Source organism: Streptomyces sp. NPDC050121 (genome assembly GCF_044460385.1).
GTDB lineage: Bacteria > Actinomycetota > Actinomycetes > Streptomycetales > Streptomycetaceae > Streptomyces > Streptomyces soliscabiei.
On sequence record NZ_JBITJV010000008.1, the window covers coordinates 209561 to 221732 of the forward strand.

Below are 12172 nucleotides of genomic sequence, written 5' to 3' on the forward strand. Positions count from 1 at the left end.
CCCGGCAGACTCGACCTCGACCGTGGCGCCCGGTCCTCACCCCCCTCCGAGTCCTGAGAGGTCTCCCCACCATGTCCGGATTCCCCAGCAGAAGGCGTCTCCTCGCGACCGGGGCGGGTGCCGCCCTCGGCCTCGGCGCCCTCGGCGCCGCCCCCGCGTCCGCGTCCACCGCGACCACGTCGTCCACGTCCCCCCGCCGGACCGGCTCCGGCGCGGAGGAGAGCAGGTCGCTCGACGAGCTGTACCAGGCCGCGCTCGCGGAAGGCGGCAAGCTCGTCGTCTACGCCGGCGGGGACACCCCGACCCAGCAGGACGGCACCAAGGCTGCCTTCCTGAAGGCCTTCCCCGGCATCGATCTCACGCTGGTCGTGGACTACAGCAAGTACCACGACGTGCGCGTCGACAACCAGTTCGCCACCCGCACCCTCGTCCCCGACGTCGTCCAGCTCCAGACGCTCCAGGACTTCGTCCGCTGGAAGTCCCAGGGGCGGCTGCTGCACTACAGGCCCGCCGGGTTCTCCAAGGTGTATGACGCCTTCAAGGACCCGCAGGGCGCCTGGGTCGCGATCGGCGCGATCGCGTTCAGCTTCATGTACGGGACGGCCGCGGTCGGTTCGGACGCGCCGCGCACCCCGCTGGACCTGGTCGACGCCGGCTGGAAGGGGAAGATCGCCTCGTCCTACCCGCACGACGACGACGCGGTTCTCTTCCTGTACTCGCTGTACGTCAAGCACTACGGTTGGGACTGGGTGGCGAAACTCGCCGCCCAGGACGTGCGGTTCGCCCGCGGCAGCAACTCCCCCGGTGCGGCCGTCCGCGCCGGCACCCACGCGATCGGCGTCGGCGGCTCCGGCTCGCCCCTGTCGACCGGCCCGGTGAAGCTCGTCATATCGGACGACACCCCCTTCATGTCCTGGGGCCAGCGGGCTGCGATCCTCAAGGCGGCGAAGAACTCCACGGCCGCCAAGCTCTACCTCAACTGGCAGCTGTCCACGGCCACTCAGTCGTCCAGCGGCTGGTCGGTGCGCACCGACATCACTCCCCCGACCGGTCTGAAGCCGATCTGGGAGTACGCCAACGGCAACCTGGACGGCTTCCCTCGCTTCATGTCCGACCGGGCCGAGGTGGAGCGTCTGAAGCAGACGTTCGCCCTGTACTTCGGCGAGGTCGAGGGCGACCCCACGCCGGGCGTGCTCGGGCTGCACCCGGGGGCGTGACGGACGGCGTCCGCGACCCTCACGCGGTCCATACAGCCGACGGCTAGACTCGGCACCCCTGTTCGAACGGATCATCGTCCAAGGGGTTCCGCCGTGCCCGACCGCGCTCCCGTCCCTTCCTCCACGAGGACCGTCCGCGGGAGCCGGTCGGCGTTGGACCATGTCTCCCATCTGACGTTCTTCCTCGTCGTCGGCGCCGGACTGGTCCGGCTCGAGCAGCTCAGAATCGGGCTGTGCTGGGACATCGTGACCGTCAGCGGGCTGCTCGCGGTCGTCTACGCGGGCGGGCTGGCCGCCGGGGACCGGCTCGGACGGTACGGCCGTCCCGTGTGGGTGGGGGCGCTGCTGGCGTTGTGGACCGCCCTCGTTCTCCTCGCCCCCGGCTCGCTCACGGCCGCCTACGCGTGGTGTGCGGTGCCGCTGGCCTGCGCTGCGCTGCGGGTGCTCGGTCCCCGGACGGCCGGGGTGGCGGTGGCCGTGCTCAGTCTTGTTCTCGCCGCTCAACTCAAGCGCAGCGCCAACCAGTTCGACCTGGAGTTCGCGCTGATCCCGGTGGCCGCCGTGTGGGGCACCGTGGCCCTCTACCGCGCTCAGCAGCGCGACGCCGCCGAACGGCTGCGGCTCGTGGAGGAGTTGCGCGGCACCCGGGACGTGCTCGCCCGGCAGCAGCGTGAGGCCGGGGTGCTGGCGGAACGGACCCGGATCGCCCGGGACCTGCACGACACACTGGCCCAGGAACTCGCCGGCGGCGTCATGCTGCTGCAGGCGGCGGAGCGTGACTGGGACGCCCGTCCGGACGTGGCGCGGACCCGGGTCCGGGCCGTCGCCGACGGTCTGCACGCCAACCTCGCGGAGACCCGCAGGATCATCCGCGACCTGACGCCGTCCGCCGTCGACGAGGCCGGTCTGGAAGGCGCGCTGCGGCTGCTGTGCGCTCGCGCGCAGGCGGAAGGGGCGGCGGCCCGGGTGCGGTTCCGGTCGCGGGGCGCACCCCGCCCCGCCGTGGACGGCCGGACGGCCGCGACCCTGTTCCGGGTCGCCCAGAGCACCCTGGCCAACGTGCGCGAACACGCCCGCGCCGGAAACGTCCTGGTCACCCTGCACGGGCACGCCGACCGGGTGGAGCTCGAAGTACGGGACGACGGAGCGGGGTTCGACACGGGCCGGGGCGCCTTCGCTTCGGGTCCGGGCCGCGGGCTCGGACTTCCGGCGGCCCGGACCCGGCTGCGCGAGTGCGGCGGCGATCTGGAGGTCGGCAGCGCGCCCAGACGGGGTACCTGGGTGCGGGCCACGGTGCCCACGTCGTCGCCGGTCCGGCCGCCGGCGGGCGCGCCGAGTGCGGTGGCCGCCCGGTGACCGGCGCCGTGTTGCGTCTGCTGCTGGCGGACGACCACGCCGTCGTCCGGGCCGGGCTGCGCGCGCTGCTGGAGGGTGAGCAGGACCTGGAGGTGGTCGCCGAGGCGGGCGCCGGGGAGGAGGCGGTGCGGCTGGCGGCTGCGCTGGTCCCGGACGTGGTGCTGATGGATCTGCGGTTCGCGGGCGGCGGGGCCGGGATCGACGGGATCGAGGCGGTGCGCAGACTGCGGGCCGTGGCGCCGGACGTCCCTGTGGTCATGCTGACGAGTTACTCGGGGCGGGTCGATGTCGTGCGGGCGCTGGAGGCGGGGGCGCGGGGCTACGTCCTGAAGGCCGGTCCGCCCGAGGAGCTGTTTCGGGCCGTGCGCGGCGCGGCCGCCGGAGCGCTCGGCCTCGCCGCGGACGTGGTGGGTGAGCTGGTCGCCCAAGTGCCCACTCTCGAGCGGGAGTTGAGTGGTCGGGAGGTGGAGGTGGTGCGGCTGCTGGCGGACGGGCTGAGCAACCGTTCCATCGCCGAGGCCCTGTTCCTGAGCGAGGCCACCGTCAAGACGCACCTCGTGCGGGTCTACCGCAAGCTGGGCGCGGACAACCGCGCGGCCGCGGTGTCGGAGGCGGTGCGCCGGGGGCTGCTGGACCTCGCGTGAGACGTACGACTGAGACGTACCACGAGGGGGCACCCGGCAGCGCGGGTGCCCCCTCGTCGTCTCCCGCGGCTCAGACCTTGGCCTGTTCCGGCGCGAGGGCCGGGTCGGTCGGCCTGCGGTGGTTCATCGAGGACGTCTGGGGCCACTTCGACGCCGACCACACCAGGACGGGCGCCCCGCTGTTCCCCTCCGAGCGCAAGAACCGGGACGGCTCCTGCTCGCGGGCGACCGCCGATGTCTACCGCAGGGCGCTGGCCGACGCCGCACCTTTAGTTCGGGCACGTAGTTGTAGATGGTGTTGCGGGAGACGCCGAGGAGCTTCGCGATCGAGGTGACGGTGTTCTCCGGGCGGGCGAGCAGGTCGCGGGCGTGGCGTACCTGTTCTTCGGTCATGGCCGGCGGGCGGCCGAGGCGGGCGCCTCGGGCGCGGGCGGCGTCCAGGCCCTCATTGGTGCCCTGGACGATGAGTTCGCGGATGAACTCCGCCAGGGCCGCGAAGACGTGGAAGACCAGGCGCTGGCCGGGCGTGGTCGTGTCGAGCGCCTCGTGCAGCGAGGTGAAGCCGACGCCACGCTTGCGCAGGCCGGACACGATCGCGGGGTGAGGTCCTGGATAGAACGGCCGAGCCGGTCCAGCGACGGGACGACGAGGGTGTCGCCCTCGAGCGGGTAGTCGAGGGCCTTCCACAATTCCTCGCGCTCGGCGTTCTTGCCGAACTTCTTGTCGGCGAACATCCGGATGCAGCCCGCTTCGGTGAGGGCGTGGATCTGCCGGTCGAGCAACTGTCCCTTGGTGGATACGCGTGCATATCCCACGAGGCCGCCGGACCGTACGGCCGGAACGGGGGCGAGGAGGTCGGCGGTGTCGTCGTCCTGGGGTGTCTGCACCCGCCAGATCGTACAGAAAAGGGTGCTGCTCAAGTTCTTGAGCACAACGACTTTCTGGCACCGTTTTATGGGCATGATCTGTGACCTTCAGAGCTTCACGTCGCTGAATCTTCAGCGGTATCTGACGCCGATGCCGTGGCTTTGTTCGGGAGTTGTGAAAGCGCGTTTGCGGGCGCGCGATAGGTTGCCCGCCATGACTGAACTAGGGTCCGTCACCTGGCCACCTGCCCCGATCAAGACCGAGCGGCTCGTGCTCCGTGAGCCCGAGGCCCGGGACCGTGCGGCGTTCATCGAGCTGCTGGCGTCGCCAGAGGTGCACACCTACCTCGGCGGCCCCCGCCCGCGTGACGAGCTTGAGCGCGAGCTGCCCGGGGTGCCCGAGCGGTGGCCGGGGAGTTTCGTCGTTGATCTCGACGGGGCGATGATCGGCCAGATCCTGCTCAGGAGAGCACCGGAGCATCGTCGCGCGGCTGCTGCTGGGAAGGTCGATCTCGGCTACCTGTTTCTGCCGCGGGCGTGGGGATTCGGGTATGCCGCCGAGGCGTGCGCGGCGGCACTCGATTGGTTCGACGGCGTCCTTCCCGGCGAGCCGGTGGTGCTCGCCACCCAGACCGCCAACGTCGGTTCGATGCGCCTCGCGGCAAAGCTGGGGTTCGCCGAGGTAGAGCGGTTCCATGCCTGGGATGCCGAGCAGTGGCTCGGCATGCGGTCCCCGGTCACGCCGTTCGCTTGAGCCCGTGCTCGAAAGGGGTGGTGTGCCAGCCGTCAGTTCTCGTCGTCCTCGACGGCGTCCGGGGGCTGCCGTACCAGGCGGTAGATGGTCGATGTCGCGACCTTGAGCATGGCGGCGATGCTGGGGGCGGGGTGGCCCGCAGCATGCATCTGGCGTGCGAGATCAGCCTGTTCAGGGGTGAGCTTGGGAGGGGACCCAAGACGTTGTCCGCGAGCACGGGCGGCGGTCTGTCCCTCGGTTGTGACTTCGGCGATCCACGCGGCTTGGAGTTGCAGGGTGGCGTCGACTGCGCGGATGACGAGGTCGCCGTCGGGCGCGGTGGTGTCGATTGGTTCTTCCAGGGAGCGCAGTCCGACGCGTGCATCGTCGAGCTGGTGGAGCAGGTCGTGCAGGTTGCGCAGGCCGGCGGCGAACCTGGAGAGCCGCACGATGACGATGCAGTCACCGGGACGGACGTGCCGGAAGGCCGCGTCCCGGACCGGTCGCGGACCGGTGGTGCGGTGGGTGATGTCGAGGAAGACTGAGTGGCACCCAGCGGCGAGGAGAGCACCCAGCCTCGGCGGGGCGCGGGTCGCGCAGGGTGGAGAGCCCGTAGCCAATGAGGCAGGCAGCCATCACAGGACTCCGACGACGAGGGATTCACGGGCGGTTTCCACGACTTCGGCGGTGGTGAAGTCTCCAAGGTCGTCCAGGACGAGGTGGGGCCAGTGCCGGGCGAGGACGAGGTGCTGTTCGTTCGGCGCGAGCGGCCGGTAGTGGTGGACGAAGCCGACGCGGCTGTAGAGCTGGGGGTAGCGGGCGAGGCTCTTCTCGATCCCGGGCATGCCGATGAGGACCACGCCGACGCCGGTGCGGTCGTAGTGGTCCCGGATCTGTTCCAGGCTCGGGGTCTTGAGACGGTCGGCCTCGTCGACGACGAGAAGCTCGGTGTTGCGGGCGGATCGCGTCGTGAAGCACGCCGCCGTGTCCGGCCCGCCGAGACCGAGATGGTGGGGATGCCGCAGATGTGCCAGGCCGGGTCCGGCTTGCGCCAGATCGCCTGGCGCAGTGCGAGCGCGGTGTTCAGCGCGGAGGGGGCACCGAGGTTGACCGCGTACCCGGCGATCGCGCGGGAGTAGTCGTCCTCGATGACCGTCAGCCAGGGCCGGACAGGCCTGCCGCTGGGGGCGATCACCCACAGGTCGAACTGGGTGTGGTCGGCCTGCCAGATGGCGTTGGGGCCCTCGGCCTCTCGGCGGTGGATCAAGTCGTACACCTTCCGGTACCGCTTGGCCCCCTCGTGCGCGAGCACCACCAGGGCGGGGTCGAGCGCGCGGACGATGGAGTACACCGTGCTGTACGAGGGCACCGGCCAGCCCTGGTCCTTGGCGACCTCGACGACCCGCCGGTGCACCCACGTCAGGTGCGGTGCCGGTCGGCGCAGGGCCAGCCCTTCGACCAAGTGCCGAAGTTCCTCCGGGACACGGCGGTGCCCGGCGTCCGAGCGCCGGGCGCGGACGAGACCGGAAGGACCCCGATCCCGGTAGGCGGCAGCCCACCGCTGCGCGGTCCGGCAGGCGACGCCCGCCTCGGCGGCGGCCCACGCCAGCGGGACACCGTCCTCAAGGTGAGGCCGTAGCACTGCGAACCGGCGCATCGCTCCTTCGCGCTGAGAACCGGTCAGGTTCCCCAGCGCCGCGAGGCTGACGGGCGATGTCGCCATGCCCAACAGCGTGCCGCCCGCCGGGGCTGTCCTTCACCGGCGCACGGGCGCACGAAACCGGCGCCCGCGAACTTTCGCGCCCCCGCACTGTGTTCCGCCGGCCCCAGGCTTCCTCGCCCCGGCTGAATGGTGTCGTCAAACGAACCTTTGCCGACAGGCGCCGCAAGCATCCAATGAACCCGGACATTCTGTGACTCCGGGGCAGCGCCGATCCAATCCGATCCGATGGTGATTGATGACAGGGTTTGACGACAGATAGGCTTCGTTCCTCCGCGCGGAAGGGCCCCGATGGCGAACCTGATCTACAAGCGGGTCTCGACCGACCAGCAGTCGACCGCCCGGCAGAACCTCGTCCTGGACGAGGCCGGGATCGAGGACCCGGTGACGTTCGAGGAGGACCCGGGCACCTCCAGCCGCCTCCACCCCCTTCAGCGGCCGAAGTTCGGCGAGCTGCTGACGTACGCGCGGCCGGGCGACACCGTGCACATCTCCGAGATGTTCCGCCTTGTGCGCGGCACCCAGCACATCCTCGACGTCCTCGACGTCCTCCACCGCGATCGTCTCGCCCTGCGCATCCACGACGGCGCGTTCTCCGTGATGGACCTCACCGCCCGTCACCCGCGCACCGGAGAGTTGCTGTCCACCGTGAAGTTCATGGTTCAGACCCTCGCCGCCGCTGGTGAACTCCAGCGCGATCTCCAGCGCGAGCTGACGTACGACGGGCTGCGGGCCGCCGAAGCCAAGGGCAGCAAGGGTGGCCGCCGCCCTGCCATCGCGACCGAGAAGGCCGAGGCCGTGCGCACGGCGTACCTGGGCGGCCGGTCCATCGCCGCCTTGGCCCGCGAGCACGGCGTCAGCCGGGGCGCCATCCGCACGGCTGTCGCCGACCTCATGCCTGAATACACCACCGTCGGCCATGCGGACACCTCGGCCCCAGAGCCGCCGGTCACCCTCGACATGCCTGGCAAGGTTGCCGACTTCCTCCGCGCCGCAGAGCTGGAGCCCGCCGAGAGGGCCGCCCTCGACCACGGCGTGACCGTACGGCGCGGCCAGGGCTACACACTGCGCGTCAGCACCACCCCGGCGGTCCACCGCCAGCTCCTCGCCCACTGCCAGCCCCTCGACGGCGCCCAGGGCGTCCCGGCCCAGCGCAAGGCCCGCCGGGAGTATGAGAACCGCGTCAGCACCCTCGCTACAGCCGGAGCGTGATCAATCCGGGGGCTGTCGCAGAACTCTCACAGATGAACATTTATGAGAACGACCGCGCGCGATGTCCGCGGCGCGAAGCCGCCTGGTGCGACTGAGCTCACGCCGCGGCGGCGGCGCGGTGCAGTGTGAACCAGAAAGTCGGGACCGGGTTCGTGCCGGGCGTCACGTCGGCCAGCTGCCACCCAGCGAACCTGGCGCTGAGTTCGTCCGCAGTGACGCCGGACCACGAGTCGTCAAACGACCCGGGCCCGTACCCGAACATCAGCAATCGTGCGCCGGGGGCGGCGCGCTTGGTGAGGCCGGCGGCGTAGGCGTCGCGGCGGTGCGGTGGAATCCCGCAGTAGCAGCTCAGGTCGAAGAACAGGTCGTACGGGCCGGGCACGCCCACCTCGTCGAGTCGGGTGGCGTCCCCGCACAGCACCGTGACGTCCGCTCCGGCCGCGGCGGCCTTCTCCCTGGCCTGCCGGACCGCGCGGTCGACCAGGTCGACGGCCGCCACCCGCCAGCCGTGCCGGGCCAGGTACACCGCATTGGTCCCGGTGCCGCAGCCGAGTTCGAGGACCTGGCCTGGCGTCAGCGCGCCGGGCCCCTCTATCAGGGCCAGGAGCTCGGACGGCGTGATGCCGCTGTCCCACGGCGGCTTGCCGTCCCGGTAGAAGTCCTCCAACGCGCGGCGCACAGCCGCCTCTTGGTCGAGCTCCGCAGCCGTCCGAGTCTCGCTCATCGCTACCCCTCCAAGAAGTTAGAGTCTAACTCTAGTGAGTGACTCTAGAGATAGACTCCCGGCATGGATGCGGTCAAGGGATCCGACGGACAGAACGTCAAGCGCCCCGACAAGCGGGCTGAGCGTTCGCGGCGCACCCGCGAGAAGATCGTCGCGGCGGCGCGGGACCTGTTCGTCGCGCAGGGGTACGGAGCGACAAGCCTTCAGGAGGTTGCGGATCGCGCTGGCGTGGCTGTTCAGACCGTGTACTTCGTGTTCCGTAACAAGCGTGCGTTGTTCAAGGACGTCGTCGACATGTCCATCGCGGGCGACGCTGAACCGGTCGCCACGATGGACCGCGACTGGTTCCGTGCCGCGTGCGCCGAGCCCACCGCGGCCGGGCAACTGCGCGCTCACGTGCGGGGCGTGCGCGACATCCTCAGCCGAGTCGCCCCGATCATGCCCCTGATCGCCGCTGCGGCGGCCACCGACCCGGAGATCGCCGCACAGTGGCCCGCCGGCCCGGACCCGCGCTACACCGTCCAGCACGCCGCGGCGAAGACACTGACCTCCAAACCCGACGCCCGCCCCGACGTCGACACCGCCCGCGCCGCCGACCTGTTGTACGGGCTGCTCAGCCCAGAGCTATACCTGATCTTTGTCCGCGACCGGGGCTGGTCCCCCGAGGCCTGGCAGGAGTGGGCCTGCGCGGCCCTCACTGCCCACCTCTGCACTGATCACGAGTAGGCCACCGATCCTTCGGCGACAGCCGCCGGCGAGAGACCACGCGCCAATTACTGCTGAAGATTCCGAAGGGGATGCCGAGCCTCCGCTACGCGGCAGTCAAGCTCTCGGGTCTGGAGCATCTCTTCGCGGAGCGAGAAGGATCCGGCCCTGCCGATCTTGCGAGGTCGAGCCGTCCAGGGAAGTGCCCAGGAACGACAGGAGGACTGCCAGGGCACCGCCGCAGACAATGGCCGAATCGGCGAGGTTGAACACCGCGAAGTGCTCAACGGAGATGAAGTCGACGACGTGCCCGCGGAAGACCCCGGGCGCCCGGAAGATCCGGTCAGTGAGATTGCCGAGCGCACCCCCAAGCAGCAGGCCCAGAGCGACAGCCCACGGAAGGCTCTGAAGCCTACGCGCGACACGCGCGATGACCACGACAACCGCGACCGAGATCGCCGCGAACACAGCAGTGAAAGCCTGGCCCGAACTGAAAGCCGCACCCGAGTTACGGAACACCTGAAGCGTGAGCACACGGCCCGCTATGGCAACGGGCTCCTGACCTTCCAACCGCGAGACAGCCACAAGCTTGCTGCCGAGATCCAAGGCATAGGTGAGAGCGGCCGCCGTCAGCAGAGGAGCCAGTGCGCGCTCATCAACAGCACGCGTTGCTGTCTCGGGCTGGGATTGCGAGGCATTGTCGGTAGTGATGATCTGCTCCATGGATGCTGAGCCGCCCTGGACAGGCCCACATTACAAGTGTCTGCCGGGTGAAACGTTCAACAGGTGCTTGACTCCAGCTTTCACACCACTGCGGTCAGATCCTGTTGGCTCTGACCGCAGCCCACCACCAACAGCCCTCTACGATCTATGCATGCTGGATCCCGCGCTGCTGGAACGGATCACCGCGCGGCGCGCGGAACTGGACGAACTCGAAGAACAGCTGGCCAAGCAGCTGGCGGAGGTGCGGGCCGAGCGGGACGAACTCGCGGTCGCCGAGCGGGTCGAGCGGGTGAGCGAACAGCTCGCCGACGAGCGCGCCTCGGTCGCGCCGGCGCCGGGGCAGGTGGGCGGCCGGGCGGTGATGCTGATCCCGCACCGCACGCCGGTACATGGAGGAGACCATGCTCCCGCCGGACTACCAACACATCCTCGCCGCCGTGTGGCAGGCCGCCGGTCCGGTCATGGCCCGCCAGGTCGGCGAGATACTGGGAGTCGACGTCACCGTGCGGGCCAAGCTGGAACCGCTACGCGGAAGGCTGGTCAGACTCGTTGATCGCGGTCGGCTGCGCAAACTGCCCGACGGCCGGTTCACCACCCGCCTGTGACCGGGGACGCTACCACCCACAGTGGTGCGCTACGGGCGTAACCACGGTGCCCCCGGGGGCCGTTGGAATTGTGTGACGAAAACCAAAGAACGCGCCGAGGGCACCTGCCCGCTTGTCTACCAGTGCCGTCTGCCACTGTCCACGCGGACCGTCAGCCACCTCGCCGGTCTGCTGCGGCGCCATCTGAAGGCGATACGGTCCAGGTGGCGGGTCCTGCCGCCCGGACGGATCGCGGTGATCGTCCTGGCCGTGCTGCGCCACGACCAGCGCCTGGCCGACATGGCCGGCGGCAACAACGTCTCCGAGTCCACCGTCCGCCGATGGCGCGACGAGCTGATCGCCCTGCTCGCCGCTCAGGCACCACGCCTGGACCGCGTCCTGAAGAAGGTCGCCAAGCGGGGCGGGGAGGTGGTCCTGATCGACGGCACCCGCATCCCCACCCAGCGCCGCACCGGGAAGGCCGACCGGCGGAACTACTCCGGCAAACACCACCATCACGGCCTGCACTCCCTCGCCCTGACAGACGAGAAGAGCCGCCTGCTCTGGATATCCGCAGCCCGGCCCGGCCGCACGCACGACATCACCGCCGCCCGCCACGACCGCATCCTGGCCCACCTGCGCGCCGCCGGCCTCGGCGCCCTCGCGGACCTCGGCTTCCGCGGCCTGGACAACGACGTACGCGACCCCGTGATCGTCACCGGCTTCCACGCCAGCCGCACGCATAAGCTCACACCCGGCCAGAAGACCGCCAACCGCGTCCTCGCTGTCGGACGCGCACCGGTCGAACACGGCTTCGCCCACCTCAAGAACTGGCGGACCCTCACCAAACTCCGTACCGATCCCGCTCGCGCCACGCGCCTCCTGCGTGCCCTGCTCGTCCTGACAAATCTCGAAGTCAACCGCTCAGACAACGTCCAGCCTCGTCCTGTACCCAGCCTGCGCGTAGTGGGACGTTGGAGGGCCTGCCGCTCGAGCGGCAGGCCCTCCAACTGCTGTGGAGAGGATCGATCATGACCTCGGACCACGACACGCTGTGGCGTCGCTGTGCGCACCTGGGTCGCGCCCTGCTGCCACTGCTGGACCAGGAGCCATGGCGTAGCTGGTCAGAGCGGGTTGACGTGGTTTCAGGTTCACTTGTTCGGTCGCTGCCTGGTCGGCGTAGTGCTTCTCCTCGTACTCGATCGGGCTGAGGTAGCCGAGCCGTTTCAAGAGCTGACGGGCTCAGCCCAACTGCTGGATGATGCCGCCGAGTTTGGGCCGGAACTGCTCCAGCAGCATCGGCTGGGCGCTGACGACCCAGCGGGAGCCCACGAGGTACTTGCCGCCGTAGATGCCGACGGACTCCAGCCAGGTCTCCTTGTACTTCTCCTCGGGGAAGGTCGTGATGAGGTAGTCGGCCTCCGCCGTGTGGCAGACGCCTTGGCGCAGCTCGTCCGCCTCGATGCGGATCTCGGCGGTGCAGCCGGTCAGGCCGGCGATCACCTCGACCTTCGCCGGCGCCACGACCCCGGCCGCCGGAGCGGCGGTCACCGCCGTGGGCGCCGGCGTACTCTTCGCGGACGCGTCGTCCTCGCCGCCGCTGCACGCGGTCGTGAGGGGAAGAAGGCCCAGGCTGCCGGCCAATGCGGCACCGCGCACGAGGCGGGCCGTGGACTGCTGAAGCACGT

The 12172-nt window shown here is 70.1% G+C and carries 16 protein-coding genes and 2 pseudogenes; 9 read left to right on the forward strand and 9 right to left on the reverse strand.

What is annotated here, in order from left to right:
• Nucleotides 1-71: 71 nt before the first annotated feature.
• From ACIBTS_RS15095 to ACIBTS_RS15105, 3 genes are all read left to right on the forward strand, one after another.
• Nucleotides 72-1217, forward strand: coding sequence for an ABC transporter substrate-binding protein (locus tag ACIBTS_RS15095; protein WP_399319546.1), 1146 nt, complete (start codon nt 72-74; stop codon nt 1215-1217).
• 153 nt (nt 1218-1370) lie between these two features.
• A complete protein-coding gene (locus tag ACIBTS_RS15100) occupies nt 1371-2573 on the forward strand; it encodes a sensor histidine kinase (protein ID WP_399319548.1) in 1203 nt (400 codons plus the stop codon).
• On the forward strand, nt 2570-3217 hold the full coding sequence (locus ACIBTS_RS15105) for a response regulator (RefSeq protein ID WP_399319550.1): 648 nt from the start codon (nt 2570-2572) through the stop codon (nt 3215-3217). Before ACIBTS_RS15100 ends, ACIBTS_RS15105 begins: the two co-directional genes overlap by 4 nt.
• A 123-nt stretch (nt 3218-3340) precedes the next feature.
• Here the strand turns inward: ACIBTS_RS15105 and ACIBTS_RS15110 are convergent, their stop codons facing one another.
• Both ACIBTS_RS15110 and ACIBTS_RS15115 read right to left on the reverse strand, forming a co-directional pair.
• The gene (locus ACIBTS_RS15110; protein WP_399319552.1) at nt 3341-3808 is read right to left on the reverse strand and encodes a recombinase family protein; all 468 of its coding nucleotides are present in this window, start codon (nt 3806-3808) and stop codon (nt 3341-3343) included.
• Nucleotides 3809-3879: 71 nt separating this feature from the next.
• Nucleotides 3880-4179: pseudogene (locus tag ACIBTS_RS15115) on the reverse strand (recombinase family protein); the annotation flags it as partial.
• 118 nt (nt 4180-4297) lie between these two features.
• Between ACIBTS_RS15115 and ACIBTS_RS15120 the strand changes: the two are divergent.
• Nucleotides 4298-4837, forward strand: a complete 540-nt coding sequence (locus ACIBTS_RS15120) for a GNAT family N-acetyltransferase (RefSeq protein WP_399319554.1) — start codon at nt 4298-4300, stop codon at nt 4835-4837.
• A gap of 32 nt (nt 4838-4869) precedes the next feature.
• Here the strand turns inward: ACIBTS_RS15120 and ACIBTS_RS15125 are convergent, their stop codons facing one another.
• Together ACIBTS_RS15125 and ACIBTS_RS15130 are read right to left on the reverse strand one after the other, a co-directional pair.
• Nucleotides 4870-5436, reverse strand: coding sequence for a recombinase family protein (locus ACIBTS_RS15125; RefSeq protein WP_399319555.1), 567 nt, complete (start codon nt 5434-5436; stop codon nt 4870-4872).
• Between the two features lie 15 nt (nt 5437-5451).
• On the reverse strand, nt 5452-5718 hold the full coding sequence (locus tag ACIBTS_RS15130) for a hypothetical protein (RefSeq protein WP_399319723.1): 267 nt from the start codon (nt 5716-5718) through the stop codon (nt 5452-5454).
• Between ACIBTS_RS15130 and ACIBTS_RS15135 the strand changes: the two genes are divergently transcribed.
• Nucleotides 5698-5955 (forward strand): hypothetical protein, encoded by a 258-nt coding sequence (locus ACIBTS_RS15135; protein ID WP_399319733.1) that lies wholly within the window; start codon nt 5698-5700, stop codon nt 5953-5955. The genes ACIBTS_RS15130 and ACIBTS_RS15135 overlap by 21 nt on opposite strands.
• A gap of 140 nt (nt 5956-6095) precedes the next feature.
• On the opposite strand, the pseudogene ACIBTS_RS15140 reads toward ACIBTS_RS15135, so the two are convergent.
• Nucleotides 6096-6539, reverse strand: a pseudogene (locus ACIBTS_RS15140) (helix-turn-helix domain-containing protein); the annotation flags it as partial.
• A gap of 288 nt (nt 6540-6827) precedes the next feature.
• On the opposite strand from ACIBTS_RS15140, the gene ACIBTS_RS15145 reads away from it, so the two are divergent.
• Nucleotides 6828-7748 (forward strand): recombinase family protein, encoded by a 921-nt coding sequence (locus tag ACIBTS_RS15145; protein ID WP_399319556.1) that lies wholly within the window; start codon nt 6828-6830, stop codon nt 7746-7748.
• A 97-nt stretch (nt 7749-7845) separates the two neighbouring features.
• On the opposite strand, the gene ACIBTS_RS15150 is transcribed toward ACIBTS_RS15145, so the two are convergent.
• A complete protein-coding gene (locus tag ACIBTS_RS15150) occupies nt 7846-8472 on the reverse strand; it encodes a class I SAM-dependent methyltransferase (protein WP_399319558.1) in 627 nt (208 codons plus the stop codon).
• 63 nt (nt 8473-8535) lie between these two features.
• Here ACIBTS_RS15150 and ACIBTS_RS15155 point away from each other — a divergent pair, with 63 nt between their 5' ends.
• Nucleotides 8536-9198: a TetR/AcrR family transcriptional regulator gene (locus ACIBTS_RS15155; RefSeq protein WP_399319560.1), complete on the forward strand. Its 663-nt coding sequence runs from the start codon at nt 8536-8538 to the stop codon at nt 9196-9198.
• A 96-nt stretch (nt 9199-9294) separates the two neighbouring features.
• Here the strand turns inward: ACIBTS_RS15155 and lspA are convergent, their stop codons facing one another.
• Together lspA and ACIBTS_RS15165 are read right to left on the reverse strand one after the other, a co-directional pair.
• Nucleotides 9295-9900, reverse strand: coding sequence for a signal peptidase II (gene lspA, locus ACIBTS_RS15160; RefSeq protein ID WP_399319562.1), 606 nt, complete (start codon nt 9898-9900; stop codon nt 9295-9297).
• A gap of 145 nt (nt 9901-10045) precedes the next feature.
• The gene (locus ACIBTS_RS15165; RefSeq protein ID WP_399319564.1) at nt 10046-10291 is read right to left on the reverse strand and encodes a hypothetical protein; all 246 of its coding nucleotides are present in this window, start codon (nt 10289-10291) and stop codon (nt 10046-10048) included.
• Nucleotides 10292-10301: 10 nt separating this feature from the next.
• Between ACIBTS_RS15165 and ACIBTS_RS15170 the strand changes: the two genes are divergently transcribed.
• Both ACIBTS_RS15170 and ACIBTS_RS15175 read left to right on the forward strand, forming a co-directional pair.
• On the forward strand, nt 10302-10505 hold the full coding sequence (locus ACIBTS_RS15170) for a hypothetical protein (RefSeq protein WP_399319565.1): 204 nt from the start codon (nt 10302-10304) through the stop codon (nt 10503-10505).
• A gap of 72 nt (nt 10506-10577) precedes the next feature.
• Nucleotides 10578-11519, forward strand: coding sequence for a transposase family protein (locus ACIBTS_RS15175; protein ID WP_399319567.1), 942 nt, complete (start codon nt 10578-10580; stop codon nt 11517-11519).
• 207 nt (nt 11520-11726) lie between these two features.
• On the opposite strand, the gene ACIBTS_RS15180 is transcribed toward ACIBTS_RS15175, so the two are convergent.
• Nucleotides 11727-12170: a hypothetical protein gene (locus ACIBTS_RS15180; protein WP_399319568.1), complete on the reverse strand. Its 444-nt coding sequence runs from the start codon at nt 12168-12170 to the stop codon at nt 11727-11729.
• Nucleotides 12171-12172 lie beyond the last annotated feature (2 nt).

Coding starts and splice junctions, on each gene's coding strand:
- ACIBTS_RS15095 (WP_399319546.1), top strand. CDS start 72: ATGTCCGGATTCCCCAGCAGAAGGCGTCTCCTCGCGACCGGGGCGGGT.
- ACIBTS_RS15120 (WP_399319554.1), top strand. CDS start 4,298: ATGACTGAACTAGGGTCCGTCACCTGGCCACCTGCCCCGATCAAGACC.
- ACIBTS_RS15145 (WP_399319556.1), top strand. CDS start 6,828: ATGGCGAACCTGATCTACAAGCGGGTCTCGACCGACCAGCAGTCGACC.
- ACIBTS_RS15150 (WP_399319558.1), bottom strand. CDS start 8,472: ATGAGCGAGACTCGGACGGCTGCGGAGCTCGACCAAGAGGCGGCTGTG.
- ACIBTS_RS15155 (WP_399319560.1), top strand. CDS start 8,536: ATGGATGCGGTCAAGGGATCCGACGGACAGAACGTCAAGCGCCCCGAC.
- lspA (WP_399319562.1), bottom strand. CDS start 9,900: ATGGAGCAGATCATCACTACCGACAATGCCTCGCAATCCCAGCCCGAG.
- ACIBTS_RS15165 (WP_399319564.1), bottom strand. CDS start 10,291: ATGTACCGGCGTGCGGTGCGGGATCAGCATCACCGCCCGGCCGCCCAC.
- ACIBTS_RS15170 (WP_399319565.1), top strand. CDS start 10,302: ATGCTCCCGCCGGACTACCAACACATCCTCGCCGCCGTGTGGCAGGCC.